This is a genomic window from Brevibacterium sp. 2SA (genome assembly GCF_005502845.1).
Taxonomy (GTDB): Bacteria; Actinomycetota; Actinomycetes; order Actinomycetales; family Brevibacteriaceae; genus Brevibacterium.
Map to the genome: position 1 here is coordinate 1 of NZ_SCMW01000065.1, position 17,012 is coordinate 17,012.

The 17,012-nt window shown below is 70.4% G+C and carries 12 protein-coding genes; 10 read left to right on the plus strand and 2 right to left on the minus strand.

Going from position 1 to position 17,012, the window contains the following annotated elements; genetic code table 11:
• The first annotated feature begins 39 nt into the window (after positions 1 to 39).
• Positions 40 to 963, plus strand: a complete 924-nt coding sequence (locus tag FFS20_RS16035; RefSeq protein ID WP_137826811.1) for a galactosyltransferase-related protein — start codon at positions 40 to 42, stop codon at positions 961 to 963.
• Positions 964 to 966: 3 nt separating this feature from the next.
• Here the strand turns inward: FFS20_RS16035 and FFS20_RS16040 are convergent, their stop codons facing one another.
• Positions 967 to 1,911, minus strand: coding sequence for a LysR family transcriptional regulator (locus FFS20_RS16040; protein WP_137826812.1), 945 nt, complete (start codon positions 1,909 to 1,911; stop codon positions 967 to 969).
• Between the two features lie 77 nt (positions 1,912 to 1,988).
• Between FFS20_RS16040 and FFS20_RS16045 the strand changes: the two genes are divergently transcribed.
• On the plus strand, positions 1,989 to 3,743 hold the full coding sequence (locus FFS20_RS16045; protein WP_137826813.1) for an FAD-binding protein: 1,755 nt from the start codon (positions 1,989 to 1,991) through the stop codon (positions 3,741 to 3,743).
• A 769-nt stretch (positions 3,744 to 4,512) separates the two neighbouring features.
• Here FFS20_RS16045 and FFS20_RS16050 read toward each other — a convergent pair.
• Positions 4,513 to 5,439: an AraC family transcriptional regulator gene (locus FFS20_RS16050; protein ID WP_171007117.1), complete on the minus strand. Its 927-nt coding sequence runs from the start codon at positions 5,437 to 5,439 to the stop codon at positions 4,513 to 4,515.
• A 382-nt stretch (positions 5,440 to 5,821) separates the two neighbouring features.
• Here FFS20_RS16050 and FFS20_RS16055 point away from each other — a divergent pair, with 382 nt between their 5' ends.
• From FFS20_RS16055 to FFS20_RS16090, 8 genes are all read left to right on the plus strand, one after another.
• The gene (locus FFS20_RS16055; protein WP_137826815.1) at positions 5,822 to 7,468 is read left to right on the plus strand and encodes a bifunctional 3-(3-hydroxy-phenyl)propionate/3-hydroxycinnamic acid hydroxylase; all 1,647 of its coding nucleotides are present in this window, start codon (positions 5,822 to 5,824) and stop codon (positions 7,466 to 7,468) included.
• Positions 7,465 to 8,706 carry an alpha/beta hydrolase gene (locus FFS20_RS16060; RefSeq protein WP_198500406.1) on the plus strand — a complete coding sequence of 414 codons (1,242 nt, stop codon included), beginning with the start codon at positions 7,465 to 7,467 and terminating at the stop codon, positions 8,704 to 8,706. The genes FFS20_RS16055 and FFS20_RS16060 overlap by 4 nt, the downstream gene beginning before the upstream one ends.
• A gap of 55 nt (positions 8,707 to 8,761) precedes the next feature.
• Positions 8,762 to 10,801, plus strand: coding sequence for a maleylacetate reductase and hydroxyquinol 1,2-dioxygenase domain-containing protein (locus FFS20_RS18545; RefSeq protein ID WP_332839540.1), 2,040 nt, complete (start codon positions 8,762 to 8,764; stop codon positions 10,799 to 10,801).
• A 374-nt stretch (positions 10,802 to 11,175) separates the two neighbouring features.
• On the plus strand, positions 11,176 to 11,571 hold the full coding sequence (locus FFS20_RS16070) for a hypothetical protein (RefSeq protein WP_137826817.1): 396 nt from the start codon (positions 11,176 to 11,178) through the stop codon (positions 11,569 to 11,571).
• Positions 11,568 to 13,238 (plus strand): potassium-transporting ATPase subunit KdpA, encoded by a 1,671-nt coding sequence (gene kdpA, locus FFS20_RS16075; RefSeq protein ID WP_137826818.1) that lies wholly within the window; start codon positions 11,568 to 11,570, stop codon positions 13,236 to 13,238. The genes FFS20_RS16070 and kdpA overlap by 4 nt, the downstream gene beginning before the upstream one ends.
• A gap of 1 nt (position 13,239) precedes the next feature.
• Positions 13,240 to 15,417, plus strand: coding sequence for a potassium-transporting ATPase subunit KdpB (gene kdpB, locus FFS20_RS16080; protein WP_137826819.1), 2,178 nt, complete (start codon positions 13,240 to 13,242; stop codon positions 15,415 to 15,417).
• Between the two features lie 159 nt (positions 15,418 to 15,576).
• Positions 15,577 to 16,167 (plus strand): potassium-transporting ATPase subunit KdpC, encoded by a 591-nt coding sequence (gene kdpC, locus FFS20_RS16085; protein ID WP_137826820.1) that lies wholly within the window; start codon positions 15,577 to 15,579, stop codon positions 16,165 to 16,167.
• The gene (locus tag FFS20_RS16090; RefSeq protein ID WP_137826821.1) at positions 16,167 to 17,006 is read left to right on the plus strand and encodes a hypothetical protein; all 840 of its coding nucleotides are present in this window, start codon (positions 16,167 to 16,169) and stop codon (positions 17,004 to 17,006) included. The genes kdpC and FFS20_RS16090 overlap by 1 nt, the downstream gene beginning before the upstream one ends.
• Positions 17,007 to 17,012: the final 6 nt, after the last annotated feature.

Below are 17,012 nucleotides of genomic sequence, written 5' to 3' on the forward strand. Positions count from 1 at the left end.
CCCACCCCGACCGCCGCCTCGGTGCCGGGTGACTGACCTATGCCGCAACCGCGCACGGTGATCGTCAGCCTCGCCTCCCCGGACCGGTTCGCCCGCATCCGCCGCCAGCACGAGGCTCTGATCGGCTTCCACTCAGAGCGCTTCGACGCCGGCACCCTCGCGCACGTCGTGAGCGTCTTCCCGTCACAGCGATCGGGCAGCGACGACAGTGTGGGGCGCGCCGGCGACGGGCTGCCGGGCATCGACCTGCCGGGCATCGACCTGCCGCCGACCGTCGACACCGTCCGCGTCGAATCCGCCACGGGTCGGGCCCCGCTGGCGGCTGCGCGCAATGCCGGTGCCCGCCGGGCCGCCGACCTCGGCGCGAGTCTGCTCGTCTTCCTCGACGCCGACTGCGTGCCCGGCCCCCGACTGCTGCTGCGTTACGAAGCGGCGACCGTGCCGGATCGCCTTCTCCTCGGGCCCGTCACCTACCTGACCGCGGAGGAGACGGCCGCCCTCGACGACGCCGTCGCGATCACCCCGCACCCCCATCCGGCACGCCCGGACCCGGCCGACGGTGAGGTCATCGACGTCGCCTCCGACGCGCCCCCGGACCCACAGGACCCGTATGCGCTCTTCTGGTCGCTGTCGTTCGCCTGCCGGCCCGAGCTCTACGCCCGCCTCGGCGGATTCCACGAGGGCTACGCGGGATACGGGGCAGAGGACACCGATTTCGGCTTCACCGCCCGACGTCACGGCATCGGGCTGCGCTGGGTGGGCGGTGCTCACGCGTTCCACCAGTTCCACCCCGTGAGCTCCCCGCCGATCGAACACGTCGCCGACATCGTCGCCAACGCCCGCGTCTTCCATTCCCGCTGGGGTCGCTGGCCGATGGAGTCATGGCTCGAGCGGTTCCGCGCCGCCGGCCTGGTCACCTACGACGCCGGTGTGGGCTGGCAGGTCGTGTCGGTCGGCGCCTGAGGCTCAGCCGCCCGGCAGCAGTCGGACGTAGGGGGCGAGGCCGGTGCCCTCGGCGGCGAGGCGGCCGGCCGTGTCGAAGATCGTCGTCTCCATCGCCGAGGCGGCGGCCGTGGCCCGCACATCCGCGCGGGAGGCGAGGCTGACGGTGCGCGAGAGGTGCGGATCGGTCAGCCGGATCGAGCGCAGGCGCGGACGGTCGACGAGGACCATCGCGGGGACGATCGCGAGCCCGAGGCCGCGTTCGACGAAGCGGAGGACCGCGTCCATCTCGGCTCCCTCGACGACGACGCTCGGGTCGAGGCCCGCGGCGTCGAAGGCCGCCGAGGTGGCCTCCCGGAGGTCGTACCCGTGATGGAAGACGACCTGGGGACGGTCGGCCACCTCGGCGAGAGTGATGCTGTCACCCACGGATTCCCAGTGGTCGGCCGAGGTGATGACGACGAGGTCCTCGCGGAGGACCTCCTGGGTGTGCAGGCGCGGGGTGAGCGCGCTGAGGTCGACGGTGCGGGTGATGAGGGCGAGGTCGAGCTGCCCCTGGCCGAGCGCCTCGACGAGCTCGCGCGAACCCTTCTCCATGACCTCGAGCTCGATGCCGGGGTGGTCGGCGTGGAAGCGGCTGAGCGCCTCGGCGACGAGGCTCACGCACAGCGTCGGGGTCGCGCCGAGGCGGACCCGGCCTGTGCGCAGACCGGCGAGTTCGTCCATGTCACGGCGGATCGCCTCGGCGTCGGCGAGCATCCTCCGGGCGGTCGGGAGGAGGGACTCACCGGCCGCGGTCAGGGTGATGTGACCGCGGGCGCGGTGGAAGAGCTCGGCGCCGAGCTCCTTCTCCAGCGTCGAGATCTGCCGGGACAGGGACGGCTGCGCGAGGTGGAGGGCTGCGGCGGCCTTCGTGAAATGACCGGTGTCGGCGACCTCGACGAAGCTGGCGAGCTGTTCGAGATTCATTTCAATAGTCTATCGCTATCGTGATGAGTCAAACAATGCATTGGACGTATCGTATAGGCAAACCTAACGTGGAAGTCATGAGTACAGCACAGGGCAATGCCCGGATCAAGGAACACTCACTGTCGACCTCGGTGCTCGTCATCGGCACCGGCGGATCGGGCCTGCGTGCGGCCATCGAGGTCGCCGAGGCCGGCGTCGACGTCATCGCCGTGGGCAAGCGGCCCAAGGACGACGCACACACCTCGCTCGCGGCCGGCGGCATCAACGCCGCGCTCGCGACGATGGACCCCGAGGACAGCTGGCAGCAGCACGCCGCCGACACGATCAAGGAGTCCTACGACCTCGCGAACCCGCGCACCGTCGAGATCGTCACCCAGGGTGCCGAGCAGGGCATCGCCGACCTCGAGCGCTACGGCATGAACTTCGCGAAGGAGGACGACGGGCGGATCTCGCAGCGCTTCTTCGGCGCCCACACATGGCGGCGCACCGCCTTCGCCGGGGACTACACGGGCCTGGAGATCCAGCGCGCGCTCATCCACCGGACCGAGGAGCTCGACATCCCGGTCCTCGACACCGTCTACATCACGAAGCTGCTCACCGCCGACGGCCGGATCTTCGGCGCCTACGGCTTCGACCTCGTCGACGGCACCCGGTACCGGATCCACGCCGACGCCGTCATCCTCGCCGCCGGCGGGCACAACCGGATCTGGCGCCGCACGTCCTCGCGCCGCGATGAGAACACCGGCGACTCCTTCCGTCTCGCCGTCGAGGCCGGCGGTCGCCTGCGCGACGCCGAGCTCGTCCAGTTCCACCCCTCGGGCATCATCGAACCCGAGAACGCCGCGGGCACCCTCGTCTCCGAGGCGGCCCGCGGGGAGGGCGGCATCCTCCGCAACGCCCTCGGCGAGCGGTTCATGGAGCGCTACGATCCCGAGCGGATGGAGCTGTCGACCCGTGACCGCGTCGCGCTCGCCGCGTACACGGAGATCGCCGAGGGCCGCGGCACGGCCAACGGCGGCGTGTGGCTCGACGTCTCCCACCTGCCGCGAGAGACGATCATGTCCCGCCTGCCGCGGGTCTACCAGACGCTCATGGAGACGCAGATGCTCGACATCACGAAGGAGCCGATCGAGATCGCTCCGACCGCGCACTACTCGATGGGCGGGGTGTGGGTCGATCCCGTCGACCACAGCACCGACGTCGAAGGGCTGTGGGCGATCGGCGAGGCCTCGTCCGGGCTGCACGGGGCCAACCGCCTCGGCGGCAACTCCCTCATCGAGCTCCTCGTCTTCGGGCGCATCGTCGGGCAGTCGGCGATCGCGTACTCCGATGGTCTGAGCGCGCAGGTGCGGTCGGCGGAATCCGTCGCCGAGGCGCGCGCTGAGATCGATGATCTCCTCGCCTCCGATGGGGCGGAGAACGTCCGGGCGCTCCAGCGCGAGGTGCGCAACCTCATGACCGAGCACGCCGGTGTCGTCCGCGACGAGGCGGGTCTGCTGGCCGGGCTGGAGAAGCTCACGGCGATCGAGGCGCGGATGGCCGACGTCGGCATCCACCCCGACATCGCCGGATTCTCCGACCTCGCGCACGCCTTCGATCTCAAGTCGTCCGTGCTCGCGGCCCGGGCCACCCTCGAGTCCGCGCTCGAGCGGCGCGAGACCCGCGGTGCCCACAACCGCAGCGACTACCCGGAGCTCGATCCGGCGATGCGGGTCAACCTCGTGTGGTCCCCGTCGACGGGTGTCGTGCGCGAGGAGATCCCGGCCGTCGACCCCGAGGTCGCCGAGCTCATGGGCGGAGAGATCAGCCAGGAGGGCAAGCTCGTCGAGTGAGGGTGAGTGGGCCGAATCCGGGGCCGGGCCGAGTCCGACCGGGAAGGGCCGAGTGAGCTGAGTTGGGCCGCCTGCATGAGGTGTTCGTGCGGGCGGCCCCGCCGTTCTGAGGAAGATTCATGGCGGCCACCTGGATTGTGTGGAAGGTTCATGGCGGTCGCCCGGGTTGTGCGGAAGGTTCATGGTGGAATCGGCGCTGAGATCGCCATGGCGGCGGCGCACAATCACCGTGGATGTGGCGCAGACCCTCGCCTGCCGGAGCCGCAGACTCCGCGATCAGCCCCACTCGCTCGGTATGACCCTCCGCCCCAACCCCGCTCCGCAACCAGCGCGCCGGTTCAGCCCACGCGCTGGGCACGACCCTCAAGCCCAACACCGCCCCGTGGCCTCGACAGGATTCTGCGGAAGGTTCATGGCGGCCACCTGGATTGTGCGGAAGGTTCATGGTGGAATCGGGCCTGAGATCGCCATGGAGGCGGCGCACACTCACCGTGGATGTGGCGCAGACCCTCGCCTGCCGGAGCCGCAGACCCCGCAGACCCCGCAGACCACCCCCACTCGCCGGTCACGACCCTCCAGCCCAACACCGCCCCGCAACCAGCGCGCCGGTTCAGCCCACGCGCTGGGCAAGACCGTCCAGCCCGACACCGCCCCGTGGCCCCGCCGTTCTGCGGAAGGTTCATGGCGGAATCAAGCCTGAGATCGCCATGGCGGCGGCGCAGAATCACCGTGGATGCGGCGCAGACCCACCGCGTGGCCGCGAGCCCCCTCAGCGCATCGCGCGGGTCTGCGAGGGACGCTCGCCGAAGAGCCGGGCGTAGGCCGCGGCGAAGCGCGACGGGTGGGAGAAGCCCCAGCGGAAGGCGATGTCGCTGATCGCGGTGTCGCTGCCGAGGATGTCGGTCCGCGCGGCGTGCAGGCGCTCCTTCTGCACGTGGGCAAGAGGTGAGACGCCGAGCTGCTCGCGGAACGCCCGCTGCAGGGTGCGCACGCTCAGCCCGGCCGCCTCGGCGATCCCGGTCACGGTGAGCGGTTCGCCGAGGTGGTCGGCGATGTGATCGAGGGCGAGGCGGACCCGCTTCGTCGTCGCTGGGCCCGCGGGGTGAGCGTCCATCGTCTCGGGTTCGCCGGCACCGAGGTCGGGGTGGCCGAGGACGAGCTGGGTGAGCAGCATGTCCTCGAGGGACTTCGTCATCAGCGGAGACATATCGGCTCCGGCCCGTCCCTCGGAGACGAGTCCCTCGAGGGTGCCCAGCCACGCGCCGAACCCGGCGCCCAGCCGGAAGGTGTGGGTGCGGAATCGTGGCGCTGCGGGCGCTGCGCGCCCGAGCAGGGTCTCGGCATGGGCGCGCAGCACCGCGGCGTCGACGCGCAGATGGAGCTGATCGTAGTCGGGCCGCAGATTCATGCGCACCCGTGCGCCGGGGACGAGGATCGCCGCACTGGCAGCCGGCGTCACCGCGACCGATTCGGATCCGATGTCGACGCGCGCCCCACCGCGGCGGGCGATGAGGAAGCCGAGGTAGTCCTCGTGCTCGGGCACATCGACGTCGACCTCCGTGCCGAGGGAGAACTGGACGAAGCGCAGGCGCTCAAGATCGAGCTTCCAGACTTCGGGTTCGAACGCGCGCTGATCCACGCCCAGCAGCCGATGCGGGCTGAGCGAGCGACCGACGTCGCGCTCGAATTCGTCCACGCCTCCAGGCTTCGTCACCCCGGTCATGGTGCCAGATCCTACCTGCGATCCCTGATCAGACGGTGACGGCGACCGAAGAGTGACCCCGCGCAGCGGCGTCGGCCACCGGCGCGGAGGAGCCGCCGCTGCGATTCGTGTCGCGAATCGGCCAGAGGTGTCGCAGATCGTGTCGAAGCGGGCGCGCGGGCTTCCTATCGTGATGGCACGGTTCGATCCTCAGCGGTCGGCAGCGCAGCCGCGGCAGTTACGGCAGCGCAGCTGCGGCAGCCGCGCCGCAGCCGCTGCAGCCGCGGCAGCCACACCGCCCGTCGACGTTCCGGCGTCGCGTTCGCCGACCGGCCCGGCACGGATCGAACACCCTCTCAGTCACGAAGGAGTGCACATGAGTACCACCGCCCACACCGATTCCGCCGCCGAGACCACGTACGACGTCGCCGTCGTCGGATACGGCCCCTCGGGACTCGTCCTCGCCTCGGCGCTGGGCCGACGCGGCCACCGCGTCATCGTCGTCGAACGCTGGAAGACCCTCTACGGACTCCCGCGGCTCAACCACATCGACGGCGAGGTCGCCCGCATCATCCAGAACGTCGGTGACATCGACGTCGCGCTCAAGGGCGCCGAACCGGCCGACGAGTACGTCTGGCGCAACGGCGAGGACCACAAGCTGCTCACCGTCGACTGGTCGGGCGAGTCCTCGGGCTACGCGGCCCACTACACGATGTACCAGCCCGACATCGAGGACGCGATCGACGCCGACATCAAGACCCGCGACAACGTCGACGTCCTCCAGGGCTGGAAGGCCATCGACCTGAGCCAGGACGCCGACGGGGTCACCCTGCGGGTGCGCCAGTGGGACAGGCACGATCCCGAGCAGTGGGATCACGGCGAGGACGACCGGGTGATCCGGGCGAAGTACATCGTCGGCGCCGACGGGGCCAACAGCTTCGTGCGCACGAGTCTCGGCATCGAGCGCGACGACCTCGAATCCGATGATGTGTGGCTCAACCTTGACACCGAGAAGCTGCGCGACCTGCCGGAACGCTACTCGACGAGCACGCAGTACTGCGACCCCATCCGCCCGAACATGTCGATGCCGATCGGCGCCACGCGCCAGCGCTTCGAAGTCGCCATCCTCCCCGGTGAGAGCCAGGAGGAGGCCGCGACCGAGGAGTACGCGTGGCGCTGGTTCCGGGAACGGCACAACCTGGGCCCTGAGGATGTGCGCATCCTCCGCCAGATCGTCTATATCTTCTCCGCCCGCACCGCGGTCCGGTGGCGCGACGGCCGCGCCTTCCTCATCGGCGACGCCGCCCACACCATGCCGCCCTACATGGGTCAGGGTGCGTGCTCGGGCATGCGCGACGGCCTCACCCTGGCATGGAAGCTCGACCTCGTCCTCCGCGGGCACGCCGACGACGCCTTCCTCGACACCTACGAGACCGAGCGCCGACCCCACGTCGCGGCGATCCAGGCCGGCAGCGTCGCCCTCGGCGACATCGCGAACACCCTCGACGTCGAGGTCGCCCGCGCCCGCGACGAGGCGTTCTTCGCCGGCGAGGAGCTCGACGCGCCTGCGTTCCCGATCCTCGAGGCCGGTTACCTCGCCGGCGGTGAGCAGCCGCACGCCGGGACGCTGACCCCGCAGGGTGAGATCGAGAAGGACGGCCGCACCGCGCTCTTCGACGACATCATCGGCAACCCGCTCAACCTCGTCACCGTGGGCGATCCCGCCTCGGTGCTCTCGGCGGAGCAGTTCGATCGCCTCGCCGAGGTGGGGGTCGCCGTGGTCTCCCTGACCCCGGGCACACCGTGGTCGGTGACCGATGTGGCCGGCACGTACCGTGACTTCTTCGCCTCCATCGACGCCGAGGCGTACATCGCGCGCCCCGACTTCGTCGTCTTCGGCACCGGGTCGATGGCCGAGGTGCCTGACCTCGTCGAGGACATGCTCGCCCAGCTGCGAACCGACGCGACCGCGTCCGCGAGTGCGGCGACAGAGGAGCGGGCCGACACCGAGGCGGTGGCGTGACGGACGACGAGCACCGAGGCGGTGGCGGCGTGACGGTCGACCACCGCCGAGGCGGTGGCGGCGTCGACGACCAGCGCAAGGAACTCGCCGCGCACTGGCGAGCGATGCCCGCGCAGCGCCTCCTCGACGGCGGCATGGTCCACGGCGACGTCCTCCGACTCGAGGCCGCGACCGATGCCCTCACGCCGTGGGATGATGCCGCCGAGCACCTCGGCGAGGCACAGCTCGCACGTGCCGAGGCTGCCGCGAGCGCAGGACATGACCGGACGGCGATCGAGGCGTATCGCGCGGCCGTCGCGGACTTCCTCTTCGCCCAGATGCCGCTGCCCGACGGGCCGCGGAAGACCGCCCTCTACCTCCGGGCGCGGGAGGCCCTGGCAGCGATCGCGGCGATCCCGGGGTCGGGACTCAGCCGCGTCGAGGTGCCCTTCGGCGCCGGGGCCCGCGATTCCGGCTCGGATGCGGCTCGGCCAGGCAGCACCGGCACCCTCGTCGGATGGCTGCTCTCACCCGCGAACCCGCGCGCGAGCGTCATCGTCTTCGGCGGGCAGAGCGGGTGGGGTGCGACGTACCTGCGGATGGCCGACGCGCTCGCGGCCCGCGGCATCGCCACCCTCATGGCGGAGGGGCCGGGACAGGGCGAGAGCAGGATCGTCTCGGGCATCAACCTCGACGTCGACGTCGCCGCCGCGTTCAGCGCGTTCGTCGATGCCCTCCTCGACCGGCCCGAGCTGGCCGGCAGACCGGTCGGGATCTGGGGCAACAGCCTCGGCGGGACCTTCGCCGCCCTCACCGCCGTCGCCGATCACCGGATCACCGCCACCGTCGTCAACGGCGGATTCGCCCGACCCCGCCTCCTGCCGTTCCACACCTTCCGCGCGCAGGCGGCGGCCATGCTCGGCACCGCCGACGAGGCCGCGCTCGAGGCGAACTTCGCCCGGCTCGCGTTCGACGTAGCGACCGACCGGGTGGCCGGGGGCATCCTCGTCGTCCACGGGGGCGCCGACCCGATCGTCGACCGTGACGATCAGACCCCGTTCCTCGCCGCCGCAGAGGACGCGACGCTGCTCGAATGGCCCGGCGGCGACCACACGATCTACAACGACAGCGAAGCCCGCACCGCCGCCGTCGCCGACTGGCTCGCCGACCGCCTCGGTGCCGGTGATGCCACCGCAGCCGCGGACCACCCATCCGCAGCGGCTGCCTCGTCCACCTCGCCGCCTCCCCACGACCCCTGACCACCCGGACCATCCCCACGGCCCTATGACCCCGACCACCCCAGAGGAGAACCCCATGTCCACGACTGCCGCCCCGACCCTTCCCGCCACCGGCTTCAGCCACGCGAGCGCCGCCCAGCGCGTGCACTTCGGCACCGGCGACGGGCGACAGCTCCTCGCCGAGGAGGTCGCGCGGATCAACGCGAACCGGATTCTGTTCGTCGGCACTGAGTCAGCGCAGGCCAGGGCGGCAGGCATCCTCGGCGATCTCACCCCTGCTGCGACGTTCGCCGAGGTGGTCCAGCACGTGCCAGTCGAGACGGCCGAGGCCGCGCGGGCCCTGGCGACCTCGAGCGGTGCCGACCTCGTCGTGTGCGTCGGCGGAGGATCGGCGACCGGGGTCGGCAAGGCGATCGCCCTGACCCATCGGGTGCCGGTCATCGCGATCCCGACGACGCTCGCGGGATCGGAGGCCACCGACATGTGGGGCCTGACCGAGGCGGGCGAGAAGGTCACGGGGGTCGATCCCGTGGTCCTGCCCGAAGCCGTCATCTACGACACCGATCTCATCGCCGAGGCGCCCAGGGACCTGCTCGTCGCCTCGGCGCTCAACGGCGTCGCGCACTGCGTCGACGCGCTGTGGGCACCGCGGGCCGACCCGATCAACGCGGCCACGGCGACGACCGGGCTGACCGCGTTCGCCCGGGGTCTCGAGCCCTTGGCCGCCCCGAGCTCTGAGGGGTCGGCCGAATCCGGGCCCGTGACATCAGCCGTCGCCCTCGACCTCGCCTTCGCCGCCTACGAGGCGGGAGTGGCGTTCTCCTCCGCCGGGTCGGGCCTGCACCACAAGATCTGCCACATCCTCGGCGGGTCGTTCGGGATGCCGCATGCCCAGACCCACGCCGTCATCCTGCCCTACGTCGTCGCCGTCAACGGCCCCTTCGACACGGCGGCGATGGACCGCATCGCCGACGCTCTCGGGGTCGAGGACGGACTCGTCGGGCTCGTCGACCTCAGGGACCGCCTCGGCGGACCGACGTCGCTGAGCGAACTCGGGTTCGCTGCCGAGGACATCGCCCGGGCCGCCGAACTCTGCACGGCCGCGGTGCCGCCGTCGAACCCGCGCACGGTCGCTCTCGACGCGATGACGGCCCTGCTCACGGCGGCGGTCGAGGGACGGGATCCCGCCGAGCTGCGGGCACAGCTGTCACCGGAAGCCGGCGACGCCGCGGCGCAGGCCGAGGTCGAGCGCGACGTCGTCGACCGGGTGGTCCGCTCGTTCGACGAAGCCCCCGATCCTCGGCTCAAGCGGGTGCTGCAGTCGCTGACGACGCACGTGCACGACTTCATCCGCGACGTCCGCCTCACGGAGGAGGAGTGGCAGGCGGCGATCGACTTCCTCACCCGCGCCGGGGACATCACGACCGATGTCCGGCAGGAGTTCGTCCTCCTCTCCGATGTCTTCGGCGCCTCGATGCAGACGATCGCGGTGAACAATCCGGCGGTCGGTGAGGCCACCGAGGCGACGGTGTTCGGTCCGTTCTTCGTCAACGATGCGCCGCTGATCGAACTCGGCGAGGACATGTCCGGCGGCGCCCACGGTGAGGCGTGCTGGGTCGAGGGACGCGTCACCGATGTCGACGGCAACCCCCTGGCCGGGGCCCGGATCGAGGTGTGGGAGGCCGACGACGACGGATTCTACGACGTCCAGTACGACGACGGCCGGGTGGCTGGGCGTGCGCACCTCTTCACCGACGACGATGGGAACTACCGGTTCTGGGCGGTCAAGCCGACGCCGTACCCGATTCCCAGCGACGGGCCGGTCGGCGCCATGCTCGACGCCGTCGGGCGCTCGCCCTACCGTGCCGCGCACCTGCACTTCATGGTCACCCACGATGATGCGCGCACCCTGGTCACCCACATCTTCGTCACCGGGGATGAGCTGCTCGGCTCCGACTCGGTGTTCGGGGTCAAGGACTCGCTCGTCAAGGACTTCAACGCGCACTCCGGTGACGAACCGACGCCCGACGGCCGTGACCTCGACGGTCAGCCCTGGCACGACGTGCGCTTCGACATCGTCCTCGCCCCACCGAAGGATGGAACGCCAGCTGTGTGAGGCTGATTGAGGGCGGGGGCCGTGGCCGCCCCTGGAATTGAGCCATTGTGCGGAAGGTTCATGGCGGCCGCTTGGGTTGCCCCTGCCATTGTGCGGAAGGTTCATGGCGGCCCCTTGGGCTGCCCCTGCCAGTCTGCGGAAGGTTCATGGTGGATTCGGCGCTGAGATCGCCATGGGGGCGGCGCAGAATCGCTGTGGACCTTCCGCACTTCGCGATGATGCGGGGCCGGGGTGTGAAAAGTGCGTTAGGACCTGTTAAGACGGCGTAAAGATCGGGCCTCGCAGCCGGCGGCGGCATGTGAGATGGGTGAGTACCGCAGCTGGAGCGTGCTGAGAACGCGGCAGCTGCTCGACCGGACTCACGAAAGTTAGACATGGACGCCCCTTACGCCGACTTCCTCTTCCTCCTGCTCATATTCGCCGGGGTCGCCGGACTCGCCGCCTTCGCGAAGGTCGTCGAGTCGGTGACCGCGCAGGGCACCCCCGCCGTCGTCACCGCTGATGCCGCGGCCCGTCCCGCCGAGGCGACCGCCAGCGACCGCGCGGCCCGTCCCGCCGAGGCGACCGGCACCGACCGCGGAAGCCGCACCGGCACCTCGGCGACCACCACCGCAACCCCCCGCCTCACGGAAAACCCCCGCTCCACCGACACGGCGACGACCGCCGCGCCGACTCCCCACGCAATCCCCAGCACCACCGCGGCGAACGATGCGCCCCGCCCCGCCTCGGTGAATGATGCGCCCCGCACCGCAGAGGAGCCGCGCGCATGACATGGTTCACCGGCATCACGCAGATTCTCCTCGTCCTCGCGCTGCTCGCCGCTGCGCACAAGCCGCTCGGCGCGTACATGGCGCAGGTGTACCTCAGCCCGAAGGACACGAAGGCCGAGTCTCTCTTCTACCGCCTCACCGGCGTCGACCCGCATTCCGAGCAGCGGTGGCGGACCTACTTCCTCTCCGTCCTCGGCTTCTCGCTCGTCTCGATCCTCGTCCTCTACGCGCTGCTGCGCCTCCAGGAGTTCCTGCCGCTTTCCAACGGCAAGACCGCGGTGCTCGCCGATCAGGCCTTCAACACCGCGATCTCCTTCGTCACGAATACGAACTGGCAGTCGTACTCCGGTGAGGCGACGATGGGCTACCTGTCGCAGATGGCCGGCCTCGCGGTGCAGAACTTCGTCTCCGCCGCCGTCGGCATCTCCGTGGCCATCGCCCTCATCCGCGGCCTCATGCGGCAGCGCTCGCTGTTCATCGGCAACTTCTGGGTCGACCTCACCCGCACGACCTTCCGCATCCTCCTGCCGATCTCCGTGATCTTCGCCCTCCTCTACATCGGCCTCGGCGTCATCGAGAACCTCACCCCCGACCAGGTCGTCCAGACGGTGGCCGGCGGCGCTCAGGCGACGCAGACGATCCCGGGCGGCCCGAACGCCAGCCAGGAGGTCATCAAGCACCTCGGCACGAACGGCGGCGGCTTCTTCAACGCGAACTCCGCCCACCCTCTGTCCTCGCCGAACGCCGTGGTCAACCTCTTCAACATCTTCCTCATCCTCCTCATCCCCTCGGCCCTGCCGCGCACCTTCGGGATCATGGTCGGCAGCCGCAAGCACGGCTGGGCGATCCTCGGGGTCATGGCGACGTTCTTCGTCGTCTCCCTCGTCGCCGTCATCCTCACCGAGACGACGCTGCCGACACCGGCCACCGACGCGGCCGGGGCGGCCATGGAGGGCAGGGAGACCCGCTTCGGGGTCATCACCTCGGCGTTCTTCGCGGTCTCGACGACCCTGACCTCGACCGGCGCGGTCGACTCGTTCCACTCGAACTACTCGGGACTCGGCGGCGGCGTCCTCATGCTCAACATGATGCTCGGCGAGATCGCCCCCGGCGGTGTCGGCTCCGGCCTCTACGGCATGCTCATCGTCGCGATCGTCGCGGTCTTCGTCTGCGGCCTCATGGTCGGCCGGACCCCGGAGTTCCTCGGCAAGAAGATCCGGAAGAAGGAGATCACGCTCGCCAGCGCCGTCATCCTCATCACCCCGACCCTCGTGCTCGCCGGCACCGCGGTCGCGACGATGTGGCCGGGCGCCTCCGACTCGATCCTCAACACCGACAATCCCCACGGCCTGTCCGAGATCCTCTACGCGTTCACGTCGGCGGCGAACAACAACGGGTCCGCCTTCGCCGGGCTCGACGCGAACACGCCGTTCTACAACACGGCCCTCGGCCTGGCGATGCTCATCGGCCGCCTCGCCCCGATCTGCGCGGTCCTCGCGCTCGCCGGTGCGTTCGCGGCCCAACCCACCACCGAGGCGACCCCGGGCACCCTGCCGACCCACCGACCCCTGTTCGTCGGCGTCACCGCCGGCGTCGGACTCGTCATCAGCGCCCTGACGTTCCTGCCTGTCCTCGCGCTCGGCCCCATCAACGAAGGACTCCTCTGATATGAAGACCGACCTGTCCACCACCTCCACGCCCCACCTCGTCGAGGACACGCCCACCCCGTCCGGTGGCCGGCACCCCGGCACCGAGGCGACCGGCACTCCGCTCGAGACCCGAGCGCCGCGCCGGGCCCGGTCGATCACGCTGCCGGCGCTCACCCAGGCCGTCGTGCTCGGGCTGCGGAAGTTCGATCCGCGCATCGCGTGGCGCAATCCTGTGATGTTCCTCGTCGAGATCGGCGCGGTCGTCACCCTCGTCCTCGCCGTCCTCGACCCCACGCCGTTCACGTGGGCGATCAGCGTGTGGCTGTTCCTCACGTGCATCTTCGCCAACACCGCCGAGGCGCTCGCCGAGGGCCGCGGCAAAGCGCAGGCCGACTCCCTGCGGGCGACCCGGGTGACGGCGAACGCCACCCGCGTGCTCGACTCCGGTGCCACCGAGACGGTGCCCGCCTCCCAGCTCACCGCCGGTGACCGCGTGCTCGTCACCGCCGGTGAGGTCATCCCCGGCGACGGCGATGTCATCGCCGGCGCTGCGACCGTCGACGAATCCGCGATCACCGGCGAATCCGCGCCGGTCATCCGGGAGGCCGGCGGCGACCGCTGTGCGGTCACCGGGGGCACGAAAGTCCTCTCCGATTCGATCACGGTCTCGATCACCGCGAGCCCCGGCGAGTCCTTCCTCGACAAGATGATCGCGATGGTCGAGGGCGCGAGCCGCCAGAAGACCCCCAACGAGGTCGCCCTCGGCGTCTTCCTCTCCGTGCTCACGCTCATCTTCCTCCTCGTCGTCATCACGCTCGCCCCGATCGCGGCGTTCTCCGGCGCCCCGCAGTCCCTGACCGTGCTCATCGCCCTCCTCGTCTGCCTCATCCCGACGACGATCGGCGCGCTGCTCTCGGCGATCGGCATCGCCGGCATGGACCGGCTCGTCGCCGCGAACGTCCTCGCGAAGTCCGGGCGCGCCGTCGAGGCCGCCGGCGACGTCTCGACGCTGCTGCTCGACAAGACCGGCACGATCACGATGGGCGACCGGCAGGCCACCGACTTCGTGCCGCTGGGGGAGACGACGGACATCGAGATCGCCGAGGCGGCCCGTCTGTCCTCGCTCGCCGACGAGACCCCGGAGGGCCGGTCCGTCGTGGCCCTGGCCGAAGGGGAGTTCCGCATCGACGCCGCCGGCCTCGAGGCCTTCCCCGACGCCGAGTTCATCCCGTTCTCCGCGACGACCCGTCTCTCCGGGATCGTCCTGCCCGCCTCGGCGGATCCCGCGACCGGCACGGCCACCCCGGCCCGCACGATCGTCAAGGGTGCGGCGAAGGAGGTGCTCACCTGGGCCGATGATCGCGGGGCCCGGGTTCCCACCGAGGCGAGCGCCGAGGTCGAGCGGATCAACGTCGGCGGCGGCACCGCGCTCGTCGTCGCCGAGGCGGTCGACGGTCACGGTGCCCGCGTGCTCGGCGTCATCGACCTGCGCGACATCGTCAAACCGGGCATGGCCGAGCGCTTCGCCCAGCTGCGGGAGATGGGCATCCGCACGGTGATGATCACCGGTGACAACGAACTCACCGCCCGCTCGATCGCGAAGGAGGCCGGGGTCGACGACTACCTCGCCGAGGCGACCCCCGAGGACAAGCTCGCCCTCATCAAGTCCGAGCAGGCCGGGGGACGGATGGTCGCGATGACCGGCGACGGGACGAACGACGCTCCCGCACTCGCCCAGGCCGATGTCGGGGTCGCGATGAACACGGGCACCTCGGCGGCGAAGGAGGCCGGCAACCTCGTCGACCTCGATTCGGATCCGACGAAGCTCATCGACATCGTCGCGATCGGCAAGCAGCTGCTCATCACGCGCGGGGCGCTGACGACGTTCTCGATCGCCAACGACATCGCGAAGTACTTCGCGATCGTGCCCGCGATGTTCCTCCTCGCGTTCCCCGGACTCGGCGCGCTCAACATCATGGGCCTGCACAGTCCGGAATCGGCGATCCTGTCCGCGGTGATCTTCAACGCGCTCATCATCGTCGCCCTCATCCCCGTGGCTCTGCGCGGGGTGCGGTTCCAGGCGACGACCGCCTCGGCGCTGCTGCGGACAAACCTCCTCGTCTTCGGACTCGGCGGGCTCATCCTCCCGTTCCTCGGGATCAAGCTCATCGACCTCATCATCAGCCCGCTGATGTGAGGGACGGGCCGGCGCTGCGACTCGTCCGTGACACAGCGCCCCACGCGTCCGCGGCGGCCGGGTCTCACGCCGCCGCGGGCACCCGCCGGCCAGGTCTCCAGGCCGCGGACACCGCGCCCCCACCCAACTCACCCCCACCGATCCCAGTTAGGAACTGTCATGCTCGCCCAACTCAGCCGCCAGACGTTCACCGGTCTGCGCGCCCTCCTCGTCTTCACCCTCGTCCTCGGTCTCGCGTACCCGCTGACCATGGTCCTCATCGCCACGGTCGTGCCGAGCCAGGACTCGGCGCTGCGCAACGCCGAGGGCGAGGTCGTCGGCTCCGCCCTCATGGCCCAGCCGGTCACCGGCGACGAATGGTTCTACCCCCGGCCCTCGGCCGGAGACTACGACGGGCTGGCCTCGGGGGCGTCGAACCTCGCGGTGACGAACCCCGATCTCGTCGACGCGATCGCCGCCCGCCGCGCCGACATCGCCGTCCGGGAGGACGTCGACCCCGAGGACATTCCCGCGGACGCGGTGACCGCCTCGGCGTCGGGACTCGATCCGGAAATCAGTCCTGAGTATGCTCGACTGCAGGTAGCCCGGGTGGCGAGGGAGACCGGACTGAGCGAGGAGGACGTGACGACGATGGTCGAGGACAACACGCAGCAGCCCCTGCTGGGCTTCATCGGCGAACCCCGCGTCAACGTCGTCACCCTCAACAACGAGCTGGCGAACAACGCCGACGCCCGGGTCGACGTCAACTGATGGCAGCACCGCGGCGAGGGAAGCTCACGGTCTTCCTCGGGTACGCACCCGGAGTCGGCAAAACCGTCGCGATGCTCGAGGCCGCGGCACTGGCCCGCAAGGCCGGCCGCGACGTCGTCGTCGGCATCGTCGAGGACCACGGGCGCGCGTTCACCGCGAGCCTCGCCGCCGGCTTCGAGACCCTCGACCGGGCGTCGGTGCCCTACCAGGGGCGGACCTTCGACGAGCTCGACACCGAGGCGGTGCTGGACAGGGCCCCCGAGATCGTCGTCGTCGACGAACTCGCCCACACGAACGTCCCCGGCTCCGGGCCGCGGGCCAAGCGGTGGGAGGACGTCGCGGCGATCCTCGACGCCGGCATCGACGTGTTCACGACGATCAACATCCAGCACCTCGAATCCCTCGGCGACGTCGTCGGGTCGATCATCGGCCGCGTCCAGCACGAACGCGTCCCCGACCCGTTCCTCCGCACGGCCGATGAGATCGAACTCGTCGACATCTCCCCGGTCGCCCTGCGGGCCCGCCTCGTCGACGGCAACATCTACGCCGCGGCGAAGGTCGATGCGGCGATGTCGAACTACTTCCGGCTCGGCAACCTCACTGCGCTGCGCGAACTCGCCCTCCTCTGGCTCGCCGACCGCGTCGACGAGGGCCTCGAGGAGTACCGCGACGCCAAGGGCATCCGGGAGACGTGGGCGGCCCGCGACCGGATCATCGTCGCCGTCACCGGCGGGGGTTATAGGCCAAAATGTGTGTACAGCCAGGGCGTGTCGACACTGGTCCTTATCGGGATCTGCCGCCCCAGCCTTTCTGGATCCCGTTGCCATCCTCGATACTGAATCCCG